Here is a 25,291-nt window from a genome sequence, read left to right as displayed (position 1 = left end):
TCCAATTATTGTGCTTGAACACGTAGTTCTGCAGCGCTACGGCTTTGGTGACCCAATAGGGTTTGTAGGTCCGCAGCCTGTGGTTTGATTAAATAGAACTTCGGAATCCATTCATCAAAGTTCGCTAGAATGTTTTCTGCGTGAGCAGAACCTGTCTCTTCTAAGTGCTCTGCGATAAGTCCACGCAGATGCTCTTGATGGATATAGAGATCTTTCAGCGATAACGCTTCAACAGATTCTTCGTTTACACGACCTTGGAAATCACCGTTCTCATCAAGAACGTAGGCAAAACCGCCCGTCATACCAGCACCAAAGTTCACACCAGTTGCGCCAAGAATAGCGACGATACCACCTGTCATATATTCACAAGCGTTATCACCAGCACCTTCAATCACACTGATAGTGCCTGAGTTACGTACTGCGAAACGTTCGCCAGCTTTACCAGCAGCAAACAGTTTTCCGCCTGTAGCGCCATATAAACAGGTGTTACCGATAATAGTGGCTTCGTTACAGCTAAAGGCAGTACCTAAATGCGGTTTGATGACAATCTTACCGCCAGCCATGCCTTTACCAACGTAGTCGTTCGCATCACCAGTTAGGTATAGTTCTACACCACCAGCGTTCCACACGCCGAAAGATTGACCCGCAGTACCATCCAGTACCACTTTGATTGGCGAGCCCGCTAAACCAGCATTACCGTAGCGTTTAGCAATTTCACCCGACAAACGAGCACCCACAGAGCGGTCTGTGTTGATCACGTCGTAGTAAAGCTCGATAGATTGCTGTTTCTCTACCGCGTCAATCGCATCTTCGACGATTTTCTGGTTGAGAACGCCTTTATCAAACGGTGTGTTTGGCTCTGTGCAGCTTAGAGGTAGTCCTTGAGGTGACACCGGAGCTTCAAGAATGCCAGACAAATCAAGTTTACTTTGCTTCGCTGTTAAACCTTGAACCGCTTCTAGCAGGTCAGTACGACCAATCAGATCAGTGAGTTTCTCAACGCCAAGTTCTGCTAAGTATCCACGTACTTCTTCAGCAATGCCGGTGAAGTAGTTGATGACCATTTCTGGCAGACCTTTGAAGTAGTCTTTACGCAGAGTTTCGTCTTGCGTTGCTACACCAGTTGCACAGTTGTTTAGGTGACAGATACGTAGGAACTTACAGCCCATTGCAACCATAGGCCCCGTACCAAAGCCGAAGCTTTCAGCACCTAAAATAGCCCCTTTGATTACGTCGAGACCGGTTTTTAAACCACCATCGACTTGCAGACGAATCTTATGACGCAGACCGTTAGCAACCAGTGCTTGTTGTGTTTCAGCAAGACCAAGCTCCCACGGGCTACCTGCATATTTCACTGAAGTCAGTGGACTTGCTGCTGTACCGCCGTCGTAACCCGAAATGGTAATTAAATCGGCATAAGCTTTCGCAACACCAGTTGCGATAGTGCCAACACCCGGTTCTGAAACCAGTTTTACTGATACTAGCGCTTTCGGGTTCACTTGCTTCAAGTCGAAGATAAGCTGTGCTAAGTCTTCGATAGAGTAAATATCGTGGTGTGGTGGCGGTGAAATTAGGGTTACGCCTTGTACTGAGTGACGAAGTTTCGCTATTTCTGCGGTCACTTTATGACCCGGAAGCTGACCACCTTCACCCGGTTTCGCACCTTGAGCGACTTTGATCTGCAATACGTCCGCATTGGTTAAGTAGTGCGGTGTTACGCCAAAACGACCCGATGCGACTTGTTTGATTCGCGAGTTACGCTCAGTACCAAAACGACGAGGATCTTCACCACCTTCACCAGAGTTAGAGAAACCACCTAGACGGTTCATCGCAGTCGCTAGCGCTTCGTGCGCTTCTGGGCTCAGAGCACCGATAGACATCGCCGCAGAGTCGAAGCGTTTGAATAGCTCAGTTGCGGGTTCAATCTTCTCAAGTGCTAGTGGTTTATCTGATTTTTTCAGTTTCAACAGGTCACGCAGCATCGCGGCTGGTCTTTCGTTAACTTGTTTGGCAAATTGTTTGTAATCACTGCTTTCGCCAGACTTCACAGCTTTTTGCAGAGTGCCGACTACATCTGGGTTGTAAGCGTGGTATTCGCCACCGTGAACGTATTTCAGTAAACCGCCATGTTCTAGAGATTTACGTGCCGCCCATGCTTTGCGAGATAGGTTGAACAAGTCTTGTTGGAAATCTTCAAAACTTGCACCCTGAATGCGTGTTTTCACGCCTTTAAAGCAAAGATCAACAACATCAGTATGTAGCCCCACCGCTTCAAATAGCTGAGAACAGCGGTAAGAGGCAACCGTAGAAATACCCATCTTCGACATGATCTTATACAGACCTTTGTTGATGCCGTACTGGTAGTTCTGCATCACATCGCGGTAGCTCTTATCAATCGCACCGTCATCGACCATCTTGCCTAATACTTCGTAAGCCAGATATGGGTAAATCGCTGTTGCACCAAAGCCGATTAGCACCGCAAATTGGTGTGGGTCACGTGCCGTTGCTGTTTCAACAATGATGTTGGCATCACAACGCAGATTCTCTTCAACCAAGCGAGTATGAATCGCACCCACAGCCATTGCTGCAGGGATTGGTAGTTTGTCTTTTGTTAGCGCACGATCTGATAGCACAAGTAGAACAGTGCCACCACGAACCACTTCAACGGCTTTATCACACAAGTCGATCACTGCTTGTTGCAGAGTCGATTGTTGTGGATCGAAGTTGATATCCAGAATCGTGTTGCGGTAGTGCTGATCACTCAGTGTTAGCAACTGCTGCATGTCAGAGTAGAGCAGAATAGGCGAGTCAAAAGTAACGCGGTGCGCGTGACCATCAGTCTCGTTAAACACGTTCATCTCTTGACCGATACTGGTTGCTAGCGACATTACGTGCTTTTCACGCAGTGGGTCGATAGGTGGGTTAGTCACCTGTGCAAATTTTTGACGGAAGTAGTCAGTGATCAAGCGCTCTTTAGAAGAAAGTACAGCCATTGGGGTATCGTCACCCATTGAGCCAACGGCTTCTTGCCCCATATCACCTAGCACACGAAGTACTTGATCCACTTCTTCGTTGGTCATTGCAAACTGCTTTTGGTATGTCTTTAGCAGCGTTTCATCAAAGCTACGCTCGCCAACTTGATCATCAGGAAGTTCAGCAAAAGACTTGAGTTTGTAAACGTTGTTTTTCATCCACTCGCGGTATGGGTGGCGGCTCTTAAGATCGTTATCGATCTCGCTTGATTGCCACAATTTGCCTTTGCGAGTGTCAATAACCAGTAGCTCACCCGGTCCAACACGACCTTTTTCTGCCACTTCATCAGGCGCGTAGTTCCAAATGCCCACTTCAGAAGCAAGAGTGATCAGTTTGTCTTTGGTGATCACATAGCGAGCTGGGCGCAGACCATTACGGTCTAAGTTACACGCTGCGTAGCGACCATCAGATAGAACGATACCTGCTGGCCCATCCCACGGTTCCATGTGTTTTGAGTTGAAATCGTAGAATGCACGCAGATCTTCATCCATGTCTGGGTGGTTTTGCCACGCTGGTGGAACAAGCATACGCATGGCACGGAACAGATCCATACCGCCTGCTAGGAACAGATCCAGCATGTTATCTAGGCTTGAAGAGTCAGAGCCTGTCTCGTTAACAAAAGGTGCAGCCGTGCTGAGATCGGGCAGTAGTGGCGAGGCAAACTTATATGCGCGCGCACGAGCCCATTGGCGGTTACCGTCAATGGTGTTGATCTCACCGTTGTGGGCAAGATAACGGAAAGGCTGAGCCAAAGGCCAACGAGGTTGAGTATTGGTAGAAAAACGCTGGTGGAACAGGCAGATAGCCGATTCCATACGCAAATCAGCAAGATCCAAGTAAAAACGAGGTAAATCTGCTGGCATACACAAGCCTTTATAAACAATAACTTGTGTAGAAAGAGAACAGATGTAGAAATCTGAATCGTCAGTAATTTGTTTTTCGATACGACGGCGAGCAATGTAAAGACGGCGCTCAATATCGCGCTCACGCCAACCCGCAGGTGCCGTAATAAAGATCTGTTGAATGTCTGGTAATGAATCGGCTGCGATTGGGCCTAAAACCTTTGGATTGGTTGGTACGATACGCCAGCCAGTAACAGACAAGGTTTCTTTTGATAGCTCTTTATTTATGATGTCGCGAGCAGCTTGGGCTTTGACGGGATCTTGGCTGAGAAACACCATGCCAATCGCGTATTGCTTACCAAGGTTCCAACCTTGTTCTTCGGCAATTAAACGTAGATAAGAGTCAGGCTTTTGCAGTAGAAGACCGCAGCCATCACCGGTTTTTCCATCGGCAGCGATGCCGCCACGGTGTGTCATGCGATCAAGTGCAGAAATCGCTGTGCGAACTAATTTATGACTAGCTTGACCTTCCATGTGCGCAATCAAGCCGAATCCACAGTTGTCTTTCTCAAGACGAGGATCATATAGAGCCATTGCAATTCTCCCTTTGCTTCTGTCTACAAGACAGTAAATGACTAACTATTCTTATATACCCTTCCTGCTTTTAGTGACAGGTTTGCTGAGTGTATTTGTCTCCTCTCATGAGAACCGACGATCTACATGGTATAGGAGGTCATTCACTTGTCGCTTTTTGCCACTGCGAGTTATTTGGATATTGTTGTTGTTATTATTTGGATATTTATTACTAAGAATTGACTAAAAATTTAACAATTTTGAGCAGTTTGTTTTCAGTGAGTTCACAACCTATAGCGAATTGTGAAAAAGGTCAAGTTGTTGGGCTAAAATCATCTTTGAGTGCAATTTACCGCTGATTAACCTTAAATAGTTTAATAAATTCAATACGATAAATAATGTGTTGCCACAAAAAATTAACATATAAATCTCAGGAGATGAGAAAAGAATAAAAAAGGCTAGCAGTGTATGCTAGCCAAATGGAAGGTCTAAAAGAAATTTTTTGTGTGAATAAAAAAGGTTTCTAGAGTATCGAACTATAAAAACCTTTTGTTATGAATCATTATGCTGAAAGCATTAATGAATCAGCTTTTGCTTCTAGATTGGTATTACCCATTAGGTATTCGTCGATTGAACGAGCACATTCGCGTCCTTCGTTGATACAACGTACAACCAGAGACTGGCCTGTACGCATATCGCCCGCAGCGAAAACACCCTCTTGGTTAGTAGCGAAACCTTCGGTCGCTACGTTACCACGTTCATCAAGAGCAATATCCAACTGAGCAAGCACGCCATGTGGTTCTGGGTGTAAGAAACCCATCGCTAAAAATGCCATATCACACGGAATAACACGTTCGCTGCCTGCAACTTCGGTAAAGTTGCGAGAATCACTCCAAACGATGTCAGCAATACGCAATCCAGTGACTTCGCCTTTATCGTTACCGATAAACTCTTTAGTCAGGATATTCCAATGACGCTCACAGCCTTCTTCGTGAGAAGTAGAGGTACGAAGAATCATAGGGTATTGCGGCCAAGGCATGTTGGCTGGGCGCTTATCTGCTGGTACTGGCATGATTTCAACTTGTGTAATGCTTGCAGCGCCGTGACGGTTCGATGTACCAACACAGTCAGAACCGGTGTCACCACCACCGATAACCACAACGTGCTTACCTTTAGCATGGATCTCTTCCGTTTTCAGATCCATGTTGTTCGCACGACGGTTGTTCTGAGCAAGGAACTGCATCGCAAAGTACACGCCATTCAGCTCGCGACCTGGAATTGGCAGATTGCGAGGAACCGTAGAACCACCAGTTAGCAGTACCGCATCGAATTCTTGGCGTAGCTGTTGAGCATTAATATCGACACCAACATGCGCATTAACGATAAACTGAACACCCGCTTCAGCCATCAGATTGATTTTACGATCAATCACTTCCATGCTGAGTTTGAAGTCAGGAATACCAAAACGTAGCAAGCCACCTACTTTTTCATCGCGTTCATAAACCGTTACCGTATGACCAGCACTGTTTAATTGTTCTGCAGCGGCTAAGCCCGCAGGACCTGAACCGATGATGGCGATTTTCTTACCAGTACGAGTACGTGGAGTTTTTGGTTTCGCGTAGCCTTCACGATAAGCAGTTTCAACAATGGTTTTCTCGATATTACAAATCGTGATTGGATCTTGGTTGATACCCAGCACACATGCACTTTCACAAGGAGCTGGGCACACACGACCTGTAAATTCTGGGAAGTTGTTGGTAGAGCTTAAAATGTTCCACGCTTCTTCCCAGCTATCACGATATACCGCATCGTTAAATTCAGGAATGATGTTACCGATAGGGCAGCCGTTATGGCAAAACGGCACGCCACAATCCATGCAACGAGAAGCTTGAGTTCCAATTTTGCTGCCAAACTCTTCGTTCAAAACAAACTCTTTGTTGTTTTTGATACGCTCAGCCGGAGCTATCTTTTTCGGAAGCTCACGGCCATGCTCTAAAAATCCAGTAGGCTTACCCATTTATACTGCCTCCGCTTCTGTCTGTTGTGCCAGTGCCTTACGCTTTTGAAGAACCGCTTTGTAATCACGCGGCATAACTTTAACCATAGAGGTTAGGCTTGCTTCAAAGTTATCTAGGAACGACTTAGCGACTTCACTTCCTGTGAATTGAACATGCTTAGTTAACATATCCAGTAGTAGTTCTCTGTCTTCTTGTTCAATTGGGTCAAGATCGACCAGCTCAGCGTTCAGTTTAGATTTGAAGTCACCTGACTTATCCCAAACATAAGCGACACCGCCACTCATACCCGCAGCAAAGTTACGACCTGTAGAGCCCAGAACAATAGCTACACCACCTGTCATGTATTCACAACCGTGGTCGCCAATGCCTTCCACGACAACTTTCGCACCAGAGTTACGAACACAGAAACGTTCACCCGCCATACCGCGGATGTAAGATTCACCAGAGGTTGCGCCGTAGAAACAAACGTTACCTACCACGATGTTGTCTTCTGGAACTATGGTCGATTTCGAGTCTGGGTAAAGAATCAAAGTACCGCCAGACAGACCTTTACCCCAGTAGTCGTTTGCATCGCCTTCCACTTCAAATGACACGCCTTTCGCAAGGAATGCACCAAAGGATTGACCCGCAGAACCTGTGAATTTCACATTCATCGGTTGAGGCAGACCTTGGTCTTTGTAGACTTTCGAAATTTCGTTCGACAGCATGGTACCCACTGAACGGTCAGTGTTGATGATTGGTAGCTCTGCATGAATCGCTTCACCACGCTCAAGCGCTGGCACTGCAATCTTGATCAGAGTACGGTCTAACACGTTGTCCAAGTTGTGATTTTGCTGTGTCTGGTTGTAAATACCATCTTCTGCACGAGCGTGTTCAATGTGAAGAACTGGCGACAGATCGAGGTTCTTATATTTCCAGTGTGTCACGTCTTGGCGAGGTTTCAGTTTCTGACCTTGACCGACCATGGCATCGATAGTGCGGAAGCCAAGCTCCGCCATGATTTCACGTAAACCTTGAGCCATGTATTGGAAGAAGGTGATTACGTCTTCTACGCGGCCATCAAAACGCTCACGAAGAGTTTTGTTCTGTGTCGCGATACCAACAGGGCAGGTGTTCTTATGACACTTACGCATCATGATACAGCCTTCAACAACCAGTGCAGCTGTTGCCACGCCCCATTCTTCAGCACCTAGCAGTGTTGCAATTGCAAGGTCACGAGGTGTTTTCATCTGACCATCGGCTTGAACAACGATACGGTTGCGTAGACCGTTCTTCAGTAGCGTTTGGTGAGTTTCTGCCAAGCCAAGCTCCCAAGGAAGACCGGTATGGCGAATTGAAGAAATTGGAGATGCACCAGTACCGCCATCGAAACCTGCGATAAGCACCACATCAGCTTTTGCTTTCGCAACGCCCGATGCGATCGTACCTACGCCCGCTTCTGAAACTAGCTTCACGTTAACGCGGCCAGCACGGTTTGCGTTCTTCAAATCGAAAATAAGCTGAGCTAAATCTTCGATTGAGTAGATATCGTGGTGTGGCGGTGGAGAAATCAAGCCAACTCCTGGTGTTGAGTGACGTGTCGCACCGATCCAGTCATCGACTTTATCACCTGGTAGCTGACCACCTTCACCCGGTTTAGCACCTTGAGCCATCTTGATTTGAAGCTCATCAGCGTTAGTCAGATAGTACGAAGTCACACCGAAGCGACCTGATGCTACCTGCTTGATTGCTGAGCGTTCCCAATCACCGTTCTCTTTACGTTCAAAACGAGTTGGATCTTCACCACCTTCACCAGAGTTCGATTTCGCGCCTAAGCGGTTCATCGCAATCGCAAGTGTCGAGTGTGCTTCGTGAGAGATAGAACCGAATGACATAGCACCCGTCGCAAAACGTTTAACGATGCTTTCGATTGGCTCTACTTGTTCAATCGGGATCGAACCTGCTGGGTTCTTAACAAATTCAAGCTGGCTACGTAGTGTAACTGCGTTGTCACCTTGCTTATCAACCGCTGCCGCGTATTGCTTGAACTGAGCGTAGTCTTTATTACGAGTCGATTGTTGCAATAGGCTGATGGTTTCTGGGTTGAACAGGTGTTTTTCACCACGTTGTTTCCACTGGTAAACACCACCGACATCGAGCATGCGAATTGGCACTTCACGAGTTGGGTAACCCACACGGTGACGAACAACTACTTCTTTCGCGATGTCATCCAGAGTCAGACCTTGGATACGGGAAACAGTACCTGTGAAGTATTTGTCTACTACTGACTTATGGATACCTAGTGCTTCGAAAATCTGTGCGCCATGGTATGACTGAAGTGTTGAAATACCCATCTTAGAGAAGATCTTCAACAAGCCGCCATTGACTGCTTTGCGGTAGTTTTCGAACAGTTTGTCTACTGGTGTTTCTGCATCCAGTTTTTTACGACGTTGTAAATCCACCAGTGTTTCTGACACTAGATATGGGTTTACTGCGTTTGCACCGTAACCCAGTAGCGTTGCAAAGTGGTGTGTTTCACGCGCATCACCGGTTTCAACCACAATGCCACAACGAGCACGTAGACCTTTACGGATTAGATGGTGGTGAACTGCACCCACAGCAAGCATTGCTGGAATAGCTGCATGGTTTGAGTTCACAGCGCGGTCAGTTAGAAGGATGATTGAGTAACCATCAATAACGGCATCTTCTGCATATTGGCAGATACGTTTTAGCGCACGCTCAAGCTTGCCCGGATCGCCACTTGCTTGGAATACGATATCCAGAGTTTTCGCTTGTAAGTGTTCGTTATCGATCGCACGCAGCTTTTCTAACTCAGCGTTAGAAATCACTGGTGACTCAAGCTCTACTTTACGACAGTGCTGAGGTGTTTCAGCTAGCAGGTTTTGGTCTTTACCAATATAGGTATTGAGTGACATAACCATACGCTCACGGATCGGGTCGATCGGTGGGTTAGTTACCTGCGCAAATAGCTGCTTAAAGTAGTTAGATAAGTGTTGTGACTGATGCGAAAGCACCGCTAATGGCCAGTCGGCACCCATAGCAGATAGTGGTTCTTTACCATCATTTGCCATTGGTACGATGATGTCGTTCACTTCTTCAATGCTGACACCAAACGCCTGTTGGCGATGTAGTAAACGCTCTGGGTTTGGCTGGCTGTGTGCGTTATCTGCTTCTGGAAGTTTTTTCAGGCTTAGCAGGTTATCTTCAACCCATTTTTCATAAGGTTGAGCACTTGCGATGCCATCTTTGATCTCTTCATCAGAAATGATGCGGCCTTGTTCTAGATCGGCAACGAAGATACGACCCGGTTGTAGACGCCCACGAAATTCCACGTTTTCTGGTGCGATTTCAACTACGCCCGATTCTGACGCCATCACAAGGAAATCATCTTTCGTCACTGTGTAGCGAGAAGGACGAAGACCGTTACGGTCGAGAGTTGCACCTACTTGAACGCCGTCGGTGAAACAGACAGACGCAGGACCATCCCACGGTTCCATGATGTTTGCATGGTAACGGTAGAACGCACGGCGAGTCGGGTCCATGGTTTTGTTCTCTTGCCATGCTTCAGGGATCATCATCATCAGAGCATGAGGCAAGCTACGGCCAGAAAGAACCAGCAGTTCTAGCGCCATATCGAAGTTTGCTGAATCCGACATACCTTCCTGACAGATAGGTAGCAGCATATCGATTTCAACTTGAGTAAATAGGTCTGATTTTAGAATCGCTTCACGCGCTTTCATCCAGTTCAAGTTGCCGCGAACAGTGTTGATTTCACCGTTGTGTGCAATGTAGCGGAAAGGTTGAGCCAGACGCCATCTTGGGAATGTATTGGTTGAAAAACGAGAGTGTACAAGCGCCAGAGCTGTCACCATTGATGGATTCTGTAAATCCAAGAAGTATTGAGGTACTTGCTCTGTGGTCAACTGACCTTTATAAACCAACGTCTTATAAGACATTGAGTTAATGTAGAATTCGTCTTTGATATTTGAAACACTTTCCAAACAAACACGGATTGTGTAGTTACGTAGAACATATAGCTTACGCTCGAGTTCTTCAGGTGTAACTCCCGGTGCCGCTGAGATAAATACGTGTTCAAACTGAGGTTCGGTGCTTAACGGGTCAGCACCCAACATTGAGTTGTCGGTTGGCAAAACGCGGTAGCCAATCACGTCTAGATCCAGACGGCGAGCATTGCGTTCGAGAATGTCACGACATTGTGCACGTTTGTACTCATCTTTCGGGAACAGCATGACACCAACGCCATACTTTTCGAAAGATGGCAGTTTGATACCCAGTTTTACCGCTTCTTCGAGTAAAAATTCGTGTGGTTTTTGCAACAAGATACCAGCACCGTCACCACTGCATGGGTCACAACCTTGGCCGCCGCGGTGTTCCATACGCGCAAGCATGTCCAAAGCCTGTGTCACTACGTGATGCGACTTACGGTTCTTTAGGTGAGCAACAAAACCTATACCGCACGCATCATGCTCCAGTTCTGGAGTATAAAGACCTTGCGAATTTTGCTGTCTATCTACCATAGATACTTCCTTCCAGTTCAAGCGGACGCAATTCCCCTAAGGAATGCCTTAGCATCGCATCCGGTCCTTTTATAATTAATGAATCTAAACCAACCAGTGCTAGTCGGTTCGCATCCTTTCGGTCTCTCACGGAAAAATTTTGTGAGAAAAACATTCCATAGTGATATCCATTTGTCATGTTCACTTTTGTAGTGACTTATATAGGTGGGTTCGGATAATCACAGGTGTTTTGCAAGGTTTTGTGTAATAAAATAAACAAAAACAGAGCAAAACTGTAAATATCCTACATTTTTGTTGCACGAAATTCCAACGAAAAGTCTGCTTTCTCGACCATTTTTTTGTTGCGAAGTGCATAATGATTTTAACAAATGAATAACATTGAGCTTTAAATGCTTATTTTGTGAATGTTTATTGATTTTGATTGGGTCTGATGAAGATATAGATACTTACAATTAGCTACTATTTTTTTGAGATTTTGTAATTTAATTACAAAGATCGCATTGAGAATTATTTGCATCTACTTTTGGTACCCCTATGCAGTTACACGAATTAGTTAATACCATCGGACAAGATCTTCAAAGACGCTATGGAGAGAGAGTCCACAAGTTGACTTTGCACGGTGGTTTTAGTTGTCCTAACCGAGACGGCACGATTGGTAGAGGTGGCTGTACGTTTTGCAATGTCGCATCCTTTGTTGATGAAGAAACTCAAATCCAAAGTATTGAAGAACAATTAAAAGACCGAGCCGGTGAAATTCACCGTGCGCGTAAATATCTCGCTTATTTCCAAGCGTACACCAGTACTTACGCCGAAGTGCAAACCTTAAAGAATATGTACGAACAAGCACTTAAGGCAGCTGATATTGTTGGTTTGTGTGTCGGCACTCGTCCCGATTGTGTGCCTGATGCGGTGCTTGATCTTCTTTCTAACTATGTTCAACAAGGTTACGAAATATGGTTGGAGCTTGGTCTGCAAACGGCTAATAACCAAACTTTGAAACACATCAATCGAGGCCATGATTTCGCGTGTTACGCGCAAATCACTCAGCGAGCGCGAGCTTTAGGAATTAAAGTGTGCACGCATTTAATTGTTGGTTTGCCAAAAGAGACTCGGGACGATAATCTTGAAACACTTCAACAGGTACTGGCAGTGGGCACTGACGGTATCAAACTGCATGGTCTGCATATCGTTGAAGGTAGCACTATGGCTAAAGCGTGGCGAGCCGGAAAACTTGAAGCACCTAGTTTAGAAGATTATGTTTCCATCGCAAGCGAGATGATTCGTTTAACTCCACCGGATGTGGTTTATCACCGAGTATCGTCAGCTGCGCGCAGACCAACCTTACTTTCTCCTTTATGGTGTGAAAATCGTTGGCTAGCGATGACAGAAATCGGTAGAGCTCTGGATAAAGAAGGAGCTCAAGGCTCTTTGATTGGTCAGCCTTTTCACTACCAAACTGTGCGCTAAAATTCCTCATTGCGGCAGAAAATAGTCGAACTTTTATCAGTAATCATTGATGAGTTCAAATTCTTCAAAAGCGAGTAACTTCTTTGGCTGACTCTGAGCATCGAATCAGGCTAGACTACGGCTAATTCATTCCTGTGGAGTTATGAATGAAACCGATGAAAAATCTCGCCCAGTACTATGTTGATTTGCTAGTCAAACTGGGTATTTTGCGTTTCTCTATTTTACTAGCACTTGCCTTAGTCGCCTTAGCCGTTGTGGTTCAGGTGGGGATTACTCTTGCCCTTAATGGCTACGTTGATGATATTGATATTCTGAGATCTGTGTTCTTTGGTCTTATCATTACCCCATGGGCTGTTTATTTTCTTTCGGTGGTCGTTGATCAGTTGGAAGAGTCACGTCAACGTCTATCGAAATTGGTTTCAAAGCTTAAGGACATGCGCTCTCGTGACCAAGAGTTGAATCATAAGCTTCAACAGAACATTGTTAAGCTGAATCAAGAGATCGAAGAGCGTATTAAAGCTGAGGAAGCTCGTGAAGAAGCAATGGTCGATTTAGAGACTGAGGTTTTTCAGCGCGAGAAAACACAGGTTGAGTTGGCAGAGCGAACTGCACTTCTACGTTCATTTATCGATGCCTCCCCTGATTTGATTTATTACCGTAACGCAAAAGGTGAGTTTTCGGGCTGTAACCGAGCAATGGAAGAGCTAACAGGTAAAAGAGAAAGTGAGCTAGTTGGTTTAACTCCATGGGATGTTTACCGCAAAGAGATAGCGCAGTCGATCGTCGAAACTGACCAACGCGTATTCAAAGACAATCGTGCCATCACTTATGAGCAGTGGCTAGAATATCCGGATGGTCACAAGAACTATTTTGAACTGCGTAAAGTACCTTTCTACAGTAAAGATGGTCGCCATTTAGGTCTGGTGGGTTTTGGGCGTGATATTACGGAACGTAAACGCCACGAAGAGTCACTGGAAAAAGCCAGCCGCGATAAAACCACCTTTATCTCGACCATCAGTCACGAGTTACGTACTCCACTGAATGGTATTGTTGGATTGAGTCGTATGCTGCTTGATACACCCATGACCCAAGAACAGCGTAAGCACATGCAGACTATCAACGTCAGTGCGATTACGCTAGGTAATATCTTTAACGATATTATCGATATGGATAAGTTTGACCGTCGCAAGTTAGAGCTTTTCCCTGCACCTTTGAACTTCGAAGAGTTTGTTGCAGAGCTTGAAAGCTTATCGGCTCTGATGGCAGAGCAGAAAGGTCTGAGATTCGATTTAGAACGATTAACGGATTTACCAGAATTAGTCAGTGTTGACGCTACCCGACTTCGACAAGTGTTATGGAATTTGATCAGCAATGCGATGAAATTCACTAAAGAAGGTGGTGTGGTGATGAACGTCAGTGCCGATATCGAAGAGGATATGGCACATATCACCATGGATATTGAAGATACGGGTATCGGCATTCCTGAAGCTGAACTCGATAAAATTTTCGCCATGTACTATCAGGTGAAGTCAGGGCAAGACAACCTACACGCAGTTGGTACGGGTATCGGACTTGCGGTGTCTCGTCAGCTTGTCAATTTGATGGGGGGAGATATAACGGTAAGTAGTGAAGAGGGCTTTGGCAGTACCTTTACTGTGTCGATCAGTGTGCCGCTGGTGAAAGCATCGGAAGTTAAGAAAGCGCCAGAAACCGTTCAACGTAGCTTAAATATTTTCATGGTTGAAGACATTGAGCTGAATGTAACTGTTGCTCGTTCACTACTTGAAAGCCTTGGACATAAAGTCACGGTGGCGATGACAGGGCAAGCTGCGATTGATACCTTCAAACCGGAGCTATATGACCTAGTGTTCTTGGATATTCAGCTTCCGGATATGACAGGTTTTGATATCGCCCAGTATTACCGTAGTCATTATTCAGAATTGCCGCCGCTGGTGGCTCTCACTGCAAACGTACTGAAAGATCGTTCTGAGTATTTTGAAAAGGGCATGGATGACGCTATCAGTAAGCCACTTTCTGTTTCTGCAGTTCAGGATGTGATAAGCAAAGTTACAATGAACCCTCAACAACTAACTGACGAGGTGAAACCGATGGAAAAAACAATGGAAGGTAAGGACGACCTTTATGTTCGACTACTGGATCTCGATATGTTGACCTCTTATGTGGACATTGTTGGGCCAAAACCTGTGCTTGATAGTATCCAAATGTTTGAAGAGATGATGCCAAGCTATATCGAACTATTGGATTCTAATATGGTGGCAAAAGATCAAGAAGGCATTGTGTCAGAAGCGCATAAGATAAAAGGTGCTGCAGGTTCTATAGGTTTGAAACATATACAAAGCGTGGCGCAAAAAGCCCAATCCCCAGAAGCGCCAGCTTGGTGGGAAAACATTACAGACTGGGTTGAGGAAATAAAGAACGAATACCTCAACGATATTGAAGTTCTAAAACAGTGGTTAGAACAAAGGAAATAAAATGAAAAAACTCGCACTTGCTTTATTTGTACTAATGATTACAGCGTGTACTTCGCCATCTTCTAATCTCTCAAAAATTAATTGGACTCAAGGGAATCTTGCTGCATTGTCTGATACGGCTGTACAGCTTAAAAGTAATCTTTGGATCGATAAAATGCCAAAGGTTGACGGAACCACTGAGAATCAATCGCTAAATGGTACCTTGATGCTTGATACTTCTGGTGAACTGTCTGCAGAACTCGTAGTACAGATGGTTGTTATCAAACAAAAAGATAATACTTGGATTGTACAAGGTGATGAGACTGAACTTCGCACATTAAGTGAAAACTTATGGGAAGTGGTATTTACTACAGAAATCCCAGTTGATGTTGAAAAGCGTGTACACGTGGCTCTGGAGTTGAGTGATAAGAATGGCGATGTATGGCTGGTCGAACGTAACGTCGCTATTGATAAAGTCTATTAATACCATCCTAGATAAAAATATGATCAGACTGAGCATCGGCGAGCAGCGATTGGACTTCAAACGCAAACGCGCATTCGTTTGTCCCTGAAGCTCCGCCGAGCCATTAATGGCTCGGAGGGTTTGCTTATCAACGCCCATTCACTGATCAGGGAATTATCCAGAATGGTATAACGGTTGATCTTGCTAGAAATGCGAAATAAAAAGCCCCATCGAGGGGCTTTTTGCATTCTATGTTAGAGGAATTTGCTTTTGGCTTATTCTTCTAAGTCACCACAAAAACGGTAACCTTCACCGTGAATAGTCGCAATGATTTCTGGAGTACCAGATACTGACTCAAAGTGTTTACGTATACGACGAATCGTTACGTCTACAGTACGGTCATGAGGTTTTAACTCACGGCCAGTCATTTTCTTCAGAAGATCAGCACGAGTTTGGATCTTACCTGGGTTCTCACAGAAATGTAGTAGAGCACGGAATTCTGAACGAGGTAGTTTGTAACCATCACCACTTGGGCTAACCAGTGAACGGCTATTAATATCCAGTACCCAGCCATTAAATTCATACTTCTCAACAGAGCGTTTCTCATCTGGAGTTGCGCCTGTGTTCATAGAACGGCTTAATAGGTTACGAGCACGAATAGTCAGTTCACGAGGGTTAAATGGTTTAGTGATGTAATCATCCGCACCAATTTCTAGGCCTAGGATTTTATCGACTTCGTTGTCACGACCAGTTAAGAACATTAGAGCTACATCAGCTTGTTCACGAAGCTCACGAGCTAGCAACAAACCGTTTTTACCCGGTAGGTTGATATCCATGATCACTAGGTTAATGCTGTTATCAGATAGCTCGTGGTGCATCTCTTCACCGTTACTAGCTTCAAAAACAGCGTATCCCTCTGCTTCAAAAATACTCTTTAGAGTGTTACGAGTAACTTGCTCGTCTTCAACGATAAGAATCTGCGGGGTTTGCATTGGCGGTACCTAAACTTGTGAAAAATTTGTGCTAATAGAACTCATTCTAGGCAAAAACATAACATAGGGTAGTTCGATGTTAACAATAAAACTTAATTTACGTAAAAAATCTACTCTCGGGTTGCCCGCCATCCATGGATACTAGTTGATGAGGAATCCAATACCTCTTTGGTTCTACTAGTCTTTGAGCCGGATTCTATAATGTTAACAGCATGCTAACAATGACCAAATGTTAATACCAATCACTTTGTTGATTTATATCAATTGTTAAAATGTAACAGATATTAAAGCTAATAACGAATTGTAAAAACAGTAGCATGATGAAAATAAATGCAAGTCTATGGCAAACTTATTCTAATGTGAAGTTTGACCTTCAACATAAGATTACCTTTGAAAGTTATGCCATTATTACCGCATGGAACCCTGAAAGTGATAAGTTGTCACAATATGAGAATTGCGTAAATAATCAACATTTACAGAATGAATTGATTAGTTATGATTGGTACTCTGTTCGCGTTGGCGACCCTGATTTTTATTGGTTTGAAGAGAGTTTTGCCGTGAATATGCCATTGGAAAAGGCGCTCAAACTAGGCAGAGCCTACAGGCAGAACGCTATCTATTACGTCTGTAACGACATACTGTATTTACATTCCTGTAAAGGAGAACAGCAGGAGTGCTTAGGGGATTTTAATTTATTCAAAGTCTAACCCAAATGAGGTTATTCCCCCTTTTAAAAGCCTAATTATTTTTTAAATTTCAATTACGAGAATCATGGAGGAACGATGAAAGATATAACACCGGATATATGTGATCGTTACGAATCACAGGTGACTTTACTCGACTTACCTTTGCAAAATTACGGTATGAGAAGCGACTTTTGGGGGCAGATAGTGACCGTACGTTGTTATCATGATAACTCTAAAGTGCGTGAAGTCTTGAGCCAGAATGGCAAGGGAAAAGTACTGGTGGTGGACGGTAATGGATCTCGTCGAAAAGCACTGATGGGAGATCAGATTGCTATGCTAGCGACTGATAATGGTTGGGAAGGCGTGATCATTTACGGAGCTGTACGAGATGTTGTTGCGCTATCACAAATGGATTTGGGTATCAAAGCGTTAGATGCTTGTCCATTCAAAACCGAAAAGCGAGGTGTAGGCAAAGTGAATGTCACCTTAACCATGCATAATCAAATGGTGCAGCCGGGCGATTACATCTATGCTGACTGGAATGGAATTTTGCTTTCAAAACAAGCTCTTGATTTAAGTTAGAAGCGAAAGCCCAGCCCCACTTCAACTCCTTGTTGCCACTCTTGGTACCCGAGAGTGGCTCGCAAATCTAAATCTTCAGAAAGCTGCAAACGGCTGGTTAATTCAGCAGTAATATTTATGTTGATGTCCCCATCTCTATTCGAAAAATAAGATTGCACTGAACTGCTTAATATTACTTTTGAGTTCAGTTGATAGCTGACACCACTGAGAAAGCCATTTTCGTTTGAGCTACTTATTCCTACATGAGATGAAGGGATACCTGTACCAAAATAGACATCAATATCGTTGAAAACAGCATAGATATAGCCATTATCAATACTAATTTCCTTATGCCTGTTTTCCTCTCGATATGGTTCATCGGCAAGATAAAATTTACTAAAAGTTCTATTTTGTTCTGAAGATAAAACAGGAAGTGGTTCGGAGTGAGCACTAAAGATTATCAATAGGCAGGTAATACCAAGAACGAGTCTCATGATATCCCCCTTGTTGTTATAAATTATTTAAATGACTTTTCCACTGCGTATTACAAAGTTTAGGCACAAAAACAGGCGTAAGCTGGCAAGTAGTTAGAGCATTTAGTTATTTGCTTAGTCGCTTTAGTTTGTATGGAAACGGAATCTTGAATATTTAGAGACTTAGCTAACTAATCCGAATGAAACTTAAAAAAAAAATACTTTTTCGTTGACTATGCGATAAAAAATGAGGTAAACGTAGAGGTAAGCAAACACACAAACGAAGTAAGATTTCTATGTTTAATAACAGCCTAGTAATGATGACAACCACCATTATTATTACCGACATTACGAGTGTTGGGGCAGGCTGCTAAGCGTAAGATTTACAAACAAGGCCTGTATCCCCAACGATACAGGCCTTTTTTTATGCCTATTTTTAATGACTTGGAGTAAAGGGATGCGAGTTCTAAAGTTTGGAGGTTCATCGTTAGCTGATGCTGATCGTTTATTACGAGCAGCTGACATCATTGCCAATAATGCTCAGCAGGAAGAGGTTGCCGTTGTTCTTTCTGCACCGGGTAAAACTACAAATAAACTTGTGGCTGTGATTGAAAGCGCGATGCGTAATGGAGAAGCAGAACTACAAATTAAAGAGTTGGAATCGTCTTTCAACACTTTATTTGACGATGTAAAAGCAGTATTGCCAAACATCGATGGTGCTGCGTATGAGAATCAAGTCAAGACTTCAATGTCACAACTACGTCAGTTCGTTCATGGTATCAGTCTATTAGGCATGTGCCCTGATAATGTGAATGCTCGCATCATCAGTAAAGGTGAACGTGTTTCTATCCAGCTAATGAAAGCTGTGATGGAAGCTAAAGGCTTAGCCGCTAACCTAATTGACCCAGTTAAATATTTGCTAGCCAAAGGCGACCATTTAGAAGCAATGGTTGATGTAGAAGCTTCAACACTAAACTTTAAATCGAACCCACTTCCAGAAAAACACGTTCATATCATGCCAGGCTTTACGGCTGGCAATAAAAAAGGTGAATTGGTTTGCCTTGGCCGTAACGGCTCTGACTATTCTGCTGCTGTATTGGCTGCGTGTTTACGTGCAGAGTGTTGTGAAATTTGGACTGACGTGGATGGTGTTTACAACTGTGATCCACGTTTAGTTGAAGATGCTCGCCTGCTGAAGTCTCTAAGCTATCAAGAAGCGATGGAACTGTCTTACTTCGGCGCTTCCGTTCTTCATCCAAAAACAATCGCTCCCATTGCTCAGTTCCACATTCCTTGTCTAATCAAAAACAGTTTCAACCCTCAAGGTCCAGGTACTTTAATTGGTCTTGATACCGGCGAAGACAACCTTGCGATTAAAGGCATTACAACGCTAAATAATCTGACTATGGTGAACGTTTCAGGCCCGGGCATGAAAGGCATGGTTGGTATGGCGAGTCGCGTCTTTGGTGCGATGTCTGCATCAGGCGTGTCTATCGTTCTAATCACTCAATCATCGTCTGAATACAGCATCAGTTTCTGTATTGAAGCTGAACACAAAGCGCTTGCTCAACAAGCGTTGTCCGATGCGTTTGAGTTGGAGCTGAAAGATGGTCTATTAGAACCTGTTGAGTTCACAGAAGATCTCTCGATCATCACGCTGGTTGGTGATGGTATGCGCACTTCTCGTGGTGTGGCATCTCAGTTCTTTGCATCATTGGCAGAAGCTCACGTGAATATTGTCGCTATCGCACAAGGTTCATCAGAGCGTGCAATTTCAGCAGTGATCCCAGAAGACAAAGTGTCTTCAGCAATCAAAGCATGCCACGAAAACTTGTTTAATTCTAAGCACTTCCTTGATGTATTCGTTGTCGGCGTTGGTGGTGTTGGTGGTGAATTGGTTGATCAAATTAACCGTCAACAATCAAAACTGGCTGAAAAAGGCATCGTGATTCGCGTATGTGGTCTGGCAAACAGCAAAGGCTTACTGCTTGATAGTGAAGGTCTGCCTCTTGATAACTGGCGTGACCGTATGGGCGCAGCGTCTGAAGAGTTTTCATTGGCTCGCTTGATTGCTCTTGTGAACCGCAACCATATCATCAACCCTGTGCTAGTGGACTGCACTTCTAGTGAAGCGATTGCAAATCAATACACAGATTTCTTGGCGGCGGGTTTCCACGTTGTTACTCCAAACAAGAAAGCAAACACAGCAAGCATGGCGTACTACCATCAGTTGCGTGAAGTGGCTCGTCACTCTCGTCGTAAGCTGATGTATGAAACAACCGTAGGTGCGGGTTTGCCAGTTATTGAAAACTTGCAGAACTTGATTGCTGCGGGTGATGAGTTAGAAAAATTCAACGGTATTCTATCTGGCTCGCTATCTTTCATCTTCGGTAAATTAGATGAAGGTCTGACTCTCAGTCAAGCAACTGCTATTGCAAAAGACAAAGGTTTCACTGAGCCAGATCCACGTGATGACCTATCTGGTATGGATGTCGCACGTAAATTGTTGATCCTTGCTCGTGAAGCAGGCATGGCATTAGAGCTTGAAGATATTAAAGTTGAGCAAGCGCTACCACCGGGCTTTGATGCGTCAGGCAGTGTTGAGGATTTCATGGCTCGCCTGCCGCAAGCGGATGAATACTTCCAACAACTGTCAGCAAAAGCTGCAGAAGAAGGAAAAGTTCTGCGCTACGTGGGTGAGATTGCAGAAGGTGAATGCCGAGTACACATCGCGAAGGTCGATGAAAATGGCCCAATGTTCAAAATTAAAGATGGCGAGAACGCGTTAGCATTCTACAGCCGCTACTATCAGCCGATTCCACTAGTGCTACGCGGTTACGGCGCGGGTACTGAAGTAACTGCAGCAGGTGTATTCTCGGATGTCATGCGTACGCTTGGCTGGAAATTAGGGATTTAATCAATGAGTTCAAGTGACATGGGCGTAGTTGTCTACGCCCCAGCTTCTATCGGTAACGTAAGTGTTGGTTTCGATGTATTAGGTGCGGCGGTTTCACCGATTGACGGAACACTGCTTGGCGACCGCGTTCAAGTAAAAGCCGGCTTAGAGCCTTTTACTCTTAAAACTGCAGGAAGTTTTGTTTCGAAGCTTCCTGATAATCCGAAAGAAAACATCGTTTATGATTGCTGGATAGTTTTTGCTCGTGAGTTAGAGAAAAAGCAGATAGAACTTAAACCGCTTGAAATGACGCTAGAAAAGAATATGCCTATCGGATCTGGCTTAGGCTCAAGTGCATGTTCAATTGTGGCGGCGTTAGATGCGCTGAACCGTTTCCACGGTCAACCATTAAATGAAACTGAGTTGTTGGCGTTAATGGGGGAGATGGAAGGTAAGATCTCTGGTGGCATTCACTATGACAACGTTGCGCCTTGTTACCTTGGTGGCGTTCAACTGATGTTGGAAGAACTTGGCATTATTAGTCAAGAGGTGCCGTGTTTTGATGATTGGTACTGGGTAATGGCGTATCCAGGGATCAAAGTATCAACCGCTGAAGCTCGTGCTATTTTGCCTTCGCAGTACCGTCGCCAAGATATCATTGCTCATGGTCGTTATTTGGCGGGTTTCATTCACGCTTGCCATACCAATCAGCCAGAGTTAGCTGCAAAAATGATCAAAGACGTGATCGCAGAACCTTATCGTGAGAAACTGCTGCCTGGCTTTGCTAAAGCTCGCCAATATGCGCTTTCTGCTGGCGCTCTAGCGACGGGCATTTCTGGTAGTGGTCCAACACTATTTAGCGTATGCAAAGAGAAAGACGTTGCTGAACGTGTTGCGCGTTGGCTAGAACAAAACTACGTACAAAATGAAGAAGGATTCGTTCACATTTGTCGTTTAGACAAGAACGGTTCAAAAGTTACAGGAAGTGAGCTATGAAGCTTTACAACATAAAAGAAAATGATGAACAAGTATCCTTTGGCCAAGCCGTGCGCCAAGGATTAGGTCGTAACCAAGGTCTATTTTTCCCGTCGGAATTACCTAAATTTGATGATATTGATGCACTACTAGCTGAAGATTTCGTCACTCGCAGTACTAAAATCCTTTCAGCTTTGATTGGTGATGAACTGCCAAGTGAAAAAGTGAATGAGATGGTTGCATCTGCGTTCCAATTCCCTGCGCCAATCAAATCCGTTAAAGATGGCGTTTATGCGCTTGAACTCTTCCATGGTCCAACGCTTGCGTTTAAAGACTTTGGTGGCCGCTTTATGGCTCAGTCTCTTGCTGCGGTATCTAATGGCGGAAAAATCACAATTCTAACAGCAACGTCTGGTGATACCGGTGCTGCAGTTGCTCATGCTTTCTACGGCATGGAAGACATCAACGTAGTGATCCTTTATCCAAAAGGCAAAATCAGCCCACTTCAAGAGAAGCTGTTCTGTACTCTAGGCAAGAACATCCATACTGTAGCGGTCAATGGCGATTTTGATGCGTGCCAAGCATTGGTTAAAAATGCGTTTGATGATGCAGAATTGCGTGAAAAAGTGGGCCTGAACTCGGCTAACTCTATCAATATCAGCCGTTTAATGGCGCAAATCTGTTACTACTTCGAAGCTGCGGCTCAAATGAGCAAATCAGAGCGCGAAAATCTAGTTATCTCTGTACCAAGTGGTAACTTCGGTAACCTTACTGCTGGTCTATTGGCAAAAGCATTAGGCTTGCCAGTGAAGCGCTTTATTGCCGCAACTAACGCTAATGACACAGTGCCTCGTTACTTAGAAACAGGTAAATGGGATCCAAAACCTACTGTGGCTACCACTTCAAATGCGATGGATGTTAGCCAGCCAAACAACTGGCCGCGCATTGAAGAACTATGCAAGATCAAAGACTGGGGCTTGGAAACTTTAGGTAAAGGTGCAGTTTTGGACTCTGAAAGTGCTGAGTCTGTAAAGGAACTGAACGCATTGGGTTATCTGTGTGAGCCTCACGGTGCTATTGCTTACCGTGTACTTGAGCAGCAACTTCAAGAGGGTGAAACTGGTTTGTTCTTATGTACCGCGCACCCTGCTAAGTTCAAAGAAGTGGTTGATGAGATTCTTGGTACTGATATCGAACTACCAGCACCTTTGGCCAAACATGCTGTGTTAGATCTTCTATCTGCAGAGATGAATGTTGATTTTGCTGCGTTACGAGAGCTGTTAATCAAAGTACGTGGCTAACGGAATAACGAGTAGAGAATCGATGTATCTCTACTCATTGAAAATAAAAAGCGGTGCTTAATAGCACCGCTTTTTTTAATCTTAAAAACTGAATTATAGAGATTCAGTAAAAGTACGAGCGATAACGTCGCGTTGTTGCTCTGGAGTTAGAGAGTTAAAACGAACAGCATAACCTGATACGCGGATCGTTAGTTGTGGGTATTTCTCTGGGTGAGCAACAGCATCTTCCAATGTTTCACGTTTAAGAACGTTAACGTTTAGGTGTTGACCACCTTCAATTTTTGGAGCGGTTTCAATTGCCACTTCGCGGCTTTCGTAAGCGCCAAGGTCAGATACTGGAACAACTTGATCGGCTGCATAGCTACCAGTTGCTGCAACGCAACGAGCTTCATTTGTTTCACTATCGATTAGCCAAATTGAGTTAAGTAGTTCATCATTAGCTGCTTTAGTGATTTGAATACCTTGGATCATCAATATCTCCTAGTCCACTTTAAGTGGCGTTTTATTGGTGTTAATTTTCGTAAATTCTGTTGAGCTTCGTATTATATAATTTATGTCCACAATTATAGTATTGATTTAGATCAAAATACAACAATAAACCTTTCTTATTTTAAGGTTAAAAAATTGATTTTAATCAATAAGTGGTTAATAAATATATGTATTAAAATAAATTTTAACGATTAAAAAATATTTTATGCATGTTTTTTGTTCTAAATGTAGTAATAAAACTACATGTTTGACGTGCTAGAAGGGGGTCAAACAGAACAAATCAGTGAGTTATAAAAGTCAAATTGAAAGTAGAAAGTGATTAAATGACAAAAGAAGTTAAGCCTCTAGGGAACAAATATATTGGTGCGCATGTGTCAGCTTCTGGTGGCGTCGACGAGGCACCATTAAGAGCAAAAGAAATTGGCGCAAATGCGTTTGCTATCTTTACCAAAAACCAACGTCAATGGGTCGCTAAACCGTTAGAAGCTTCCACGATAAGACGATTTAAAGAACAATGTCAGCGACTAGGTTTTTCTGCTGACTATATTCTGCCTCATGATTCTTACTTAATTAATTTGGGCGCTCCAGAGGCAGACAAGCTGGAAAAGTCACGCGCTGCCTTTATTGATGAGATGGAGCGTTGTAACCAGTTAGGTTTGAAACTACTGAATTTCCATCCGGGCAGCCATTTAAAAATGGTTTCAGAAGAGGAATGTCTTAGCACAATTGCTGAGTCAATCAATCTTGCACATAAAGCTGTTCCTGATGTGATAGCTGTGATCGAAAATACTGCAGGACAAGGCACCAACCTTGGATGGCGTTTCGAACATTTAGCGGCAATTATTGATCAAGTGGAAGACAAAACAAGAGTTGGAGTATGCCTTGATACTTGCCATACCTTTGCCGCTGGTTATGACTTACGTAGCTTTGAAGCTTGTGAATCGACCTTTGCAGAGTTTGATCGTATTGTGGGTATGCACTATTTAAGAGCAATGCATATAAATGATTCAAAAGGTGGTTTGGGTAGTAAGCTGGATCGTCACCACTCCTTAGGAAAAGGCGAAATAGGGTGGGACTGTTTCGAATATATTTCTAAAGATCCACGCTTCGACCATATCCCATTGATTTTAGAAACAATTGATCCAGATATTTGGCATCTTGAGATTCAAACAATGCGCGAGCATCATTTAGCCGTGTAATTTATTGGTTTGAGATCACTATATTGGCATGCTTTTCTCATGAAGATTTCATGAAACGTTGTAAAGAAGGATGCCCTATTATGTTCTCTTCAGTTTGTGTTATCTCATCAGCCAGCTCCCGCCCAGCCGCTCGTATGCCTGTTCCTAACCGACATGTAACGGGACGAGGGCATCATCGCTCTCCGCAACCAAGTAAGGCCCATTAATACCGAGCTTTCGATTGCCAGCAGGATGTTGATTTAGTCGTTGTAGCTTTGATGACATTCGTTGAGTGGTTTACAACATTTTGTTTTTGAAACTAGCAGTTTTAAAAG

The 25,291-nt window shown here is 44.1% G+C and carries 15 protein-coding genes and 1 other annotated feature; of the genes, 9 read left to right on the top strand and 6 right to left on the bottom strand.

Annotated features, from left to right (window positions below; all coding sequences use genetic code 11):
• Positions 1–5: 5 nt before the first annotated feature.
• The 3 genes from gltB (G5S32_RS11845) to gltB (G5S32_RS11835) form a co-directional block, all read right to left on the bottom strand.
• The gene (gltB, locus tag G5S32_RS11845) at positions 6–4,469 is read right to left on the bottom strand and encodes a glutamate synthase large subunit (protein ID WP_165312202.1); all 4,464 of its coding nucleotides are present in this window, start codon (positions 4,467–4,469) and stop codon (positions 6–8) included.
• 541 nt (positions 4,470–5,010) lie between these two features.
• Positions 5,011–6,465 carry a glutamate synthase subunit beta gene (locus tag G5S32_RS11840; protein ID WP_165312201.1) on the bottom strand — a complete coding sequence of 485 codons (1,455 nt, stop codon included), beginning with the start codon at positions 6,463–6,465 and terminating at the stop codon, positions 5,011–5,013.
• Positions 6,466–11,004 (bottom strand): glutamate synthase large subunit, encoded by a 4,539-nt coding sequence (gltB, locus tag G5S32_RS11835; protein WP_165312200.1) that lies wholly within the window; start codon positions 11,002–11,004, stop codon positions 6,466–6,468. It lies immediately after the preceding gene.
• 534 nt (positions 11,005–11,538) lie between these two features.
• On the opposite strand from gltB (G5S32_RS11835), the gene mnmL reads away from it, so the two are divergent.
• The 3 genes from mnmL (at position 11,539) to G5S32_RS11820 (ending at position 15,426) form a co-directional block, all read left to right on the top strand.
• Positions 11,539–12,471: a tRNA modification radical SAM protein MnmL/YtqA gene (gene mnmL / locus G5S32_RS11830; protein WP_165312199.1), complete on the top strand. Its 933-nt coding sequence runs from the start codon at positions 11,539–11,541 to the stop codon at positions 12,469–12,471.
• Between the two features lie 146 nt (positions 12,472–12,617).
• The gene (gene arcB, locus G5S32_RS11825; RefSeq protein WP_165312198.1) at positions 12,618–14,963 is read left to right on the top strand and encodes an aerobic respiration two-component sensor histidine kinase ArcB; all 2,346 of its coding nucleotides are present in this window, start codon (positions 12,618–12,620) and stop codon (positions 14,961–14,963) included.
• A 1-nt stretch (position 14,964) separates the two neighbouring features.
• On the top strand, positions 14,965–15,426 hold the full coding sequence (locus G5S32_RS11820) for a hypothetical protein (protein WP_165312197.1): 462 nt from the start codon (positions 14,965–14,967) through the stop codon (positions 15,424–15,426).
• A gap of 254 nt (positions 15,427–15,680) precedes the next feature.
• Here the strand turns inward: G5S32_RS11820 and arcA are convergent, their stop codons facing one another.
• Complete coding sequence (gene arcA, locus G5S32_RS11815; protein ID WP_165312196.1) at positions 15,681–16,397, bottom strand: two-component system response regulator ArcA; 717 nt, start codon at positions 16,395–16,397, stop codon at positions 15,681–15,683.
• Positions 16,398–16,714: 317 nt separating this feature from the next.
• Here arcA and G5S32_RS11810 point away from each other — a divergent pair, with 317 nt between their 5' ends.
• Together G5S32_RS11810 and G5S32_RS11805 are read left to right on the top strand one after the other, a co-directional pair.
• Positions 16,715–17,104, top strand: a complete 390-nt coding sequence (locus G5S32_RS11810) for a DUF3293 domain-containing protein (protein WP_165312195.1) — start codon at positions 16,715–16,717, stop codon at positions 17,102–17,104.
• A gap of 75 nt (positions 17,105–17,179) precedes the next feature.
• On the top strand, positions 17,180–17,665 hold the full coding sequence (locus tag G5S32_RS11805) for a putative 4-hydroxy-4-methyl-2-oxoglutarate aldolase (protein WP_165312194.1): 486 nt from the start codon (positions 17,180–17,182) through the stop codon (positions 17,663–17,665).
• Here the strand turns inward: G5S32_RS11805 and G5S32_RS11800 are convergent.
• Positions 17,662–18,138: a hypothetical protein gene (locus tag G5S32_RS11800; RefSeq protein ID WP_165312193.1), complete on the bottom strand. Its 477-nt coding sequence runs from the start codon at positions 18,136–18,138 to the stop codon at positions 17,662–17,664. The genes G5S32_RS11805 and G5S32_RS11800 overlap by 4 nt on opposite strands.
• Positions 18,139–18,426: 288 nt before the next feature.
• Positions 18,427–18,544: a sequence feature (Thr leader region), on the top strand.
• Positions 18,545–18,574: 30 nt separating this feature from the next.
• Here G5S32_RS11800 and thrA point away from each other — a divergent pair.
• The 3 genes from thrA to thrC are packed head-to-tail and all read left to right on the top strand — an operon-like array spanning position 18,575 to position 23,289.
• A complete protein-coding gene (thrA, locus tag G5S32_RS11795) occupies positions 18,575–21,034 on the top strand; it encodes a bifunctional aspartate kinase/homoserine dehydrogenase I (RefSeq protein ID WP_165312192.1) in 2,460 nt (819 codons plus the stop codon).
• An 18-nt stretch (positions 21,035–21,052) separates the two neighbouring features.
• Entirely contained in the window at positions 21,053–22,009 is a 957-nt protein-coding gene (thrB, locus tag G5S32_RS11790) for a homoserine kinase (RefSeq protein ID WP_165312790.1), read from the top strand.
• Positions 22,006–23,289 (top strand): threonine synthase, encoded by a 1,284-nt coding sequence (gene thrC / locus G5S32_RS11785; protein WP_165312191.1) that lies wholly within the window; start codon positions 22,006–22,008, stop codon positions 23,287–23,289. Before thrB ends, thrC begins: the two co-directional genes overlap by 4 nt.
• A 93-nt stretch (positions 23,290–23,382) precedes the next feature.
• On the opposite strand, the gene grcA is transcribed toward thrC, so the two are convergent.
• The gene (gene grcA / locus G5S32_RS11780) at positions 23,383–23,760 is read right to left on the bottom strand and encodes an autonomous glycyl radical cofactor GrcA (protein ID WP_165312190.1); all 378 of its coding nucleotides are present in this window, start codon (positions 23,758–23,760) and stop codon (positions 23,383–23,385) included.
• A 341-nt stretch (positions 23,761–24,101) separates the two neighbouring features.
• Between grcA and nfo the strand changes: the two genes are divergently transcribed.
• On the top strand, positions 24,102–24,977 hold the full coding sequence (gene nfo / locus G5S32_RS11775; protein WP_165312189.1) for a deoxyribonuclease IV: 876 nt from the start codon (positions 24,102–24,104) through the stop codon (positions 24,975–24,977).
• Positions 24,978–25,291 lie beyond the last annotated feature (314 nt).

The organism is Vibrio ziniensis, assembly GCF_011064285.1.
In the GTDB taxonomy this organism is placed as follows: domain Bacteria; phylum Pseudomonadota; class Gammaproteobacteria; order Enterobacterales; family Vibrionaceae; genus Vibrio; species Vibrio ziniensis.
Note: the sequence above shows the minus strand (reverse complement) of the source record. Positions and strands in the feature narration are given on the sequence as shown.

Excerpts from the sequence above, each read along its gene's own strand:
- thrC (WP_165312191.1), top strand. The coding sequence starts at position 22,006 with ATGAAGCTTTACAACATAAAAGAAAATGATGAACAAGTATCCTTTGGC.
- thrB (WP_165312790.1), top strand. The coding sequence starts at position 21,053 with ATGGGCGTAGTTGTCTACGCCCCAGCTTCTATCGGTAACGTAAGTGTT.
- mnmL (WP_165312199.1), top strand. The coding sequence starts at position 11,539 with ATGCAGTTACACGAATTAGTTAATACCATCGGACAAGATCTTCAAAGA.
- gltB (WP_165312202.1), bottom strand. The coding sequence starts at position 4,469 with ATGGCTCTATATGATCCTCGTCTTGAGAAAGACAACTGTGGATTCGGC.
- gltB (WP_165312200.1), bottom strand. The coding sequence starts at position 11,004 with ATGGTAGATAGACAGCAAAATTCGCAAGGTCTTTATACTCCAGAACTG.
- nfo (WP_165312189.1), top strand. The coding sequence starts at position 24,102 with ATGACAAAAGAAGTTAAGCCTCTAGGGAACAAATATATTGGTGCGCAT.
- G5S32_RS11800 (WP_165312193.1), bottom strand. The coding sequence starts at position 18,138 with ATGAGACTCGTTCTTGGTATTACCTGCCTATTGATAATCTTTAGTGCT.
- arcA (WP_165312196.1), bottom strand. The coding sequence starts at position 16,397 with ATGCAAACCCCGCAGATTCTTATCGTTGAAGACGAGCAAGTTACTCGT.
- G5S32_RS11820 (WP_165312197.1), top strand. The coding sequence starts at position 14,965 with ATGAAAAAACTCGCACTTGCTTTATTTGTACTAATGATTACAGCGTGT.
- G5S32_RS11805 (WP_165312194.1), top strand. The coding sequence starts at position 17,180 with ATGAAAGATATAACACCGGATATATGTGATCGTTACGAATCACAGGTG.
- arcB (WP_165312198.1), top strand. The coding sequence starts at position 12,618 with ATGAAACCGATGAAAAATCTCGCCCAGTACTATGTTGATTTGCTAGTC.
- grcA (WP_165312190.1), bottom strand. The coding sequence starts at position 23,760 with ATGATCCAAGGTATTCAAATCACTAAAGCAGCTAATGATGAACTACTT.
- thrA (WP_165312192.1), top strand. The coding sequence starts at position 18,575 with ATGCGAGTTCTAAAGTTTGGAGGTTCATCGTTAGCTGATGCTGATCGT.
- G5S32_RS11840 (WP_165312201.1), bottom strand. The coding sequence starts at position 6,465 with ATGGGTAAGCCTACTGGATTTTTAGAGCATGGCCGTGAGCTTCCGAAA.
- G5S32_RS11810 (WP_165312195.1), top strand. The coding sequence starts at position 16,715 with ATGATGAAAATAAATGCAAGTCTATGGCAAACTTATTCTAATGTGAAG.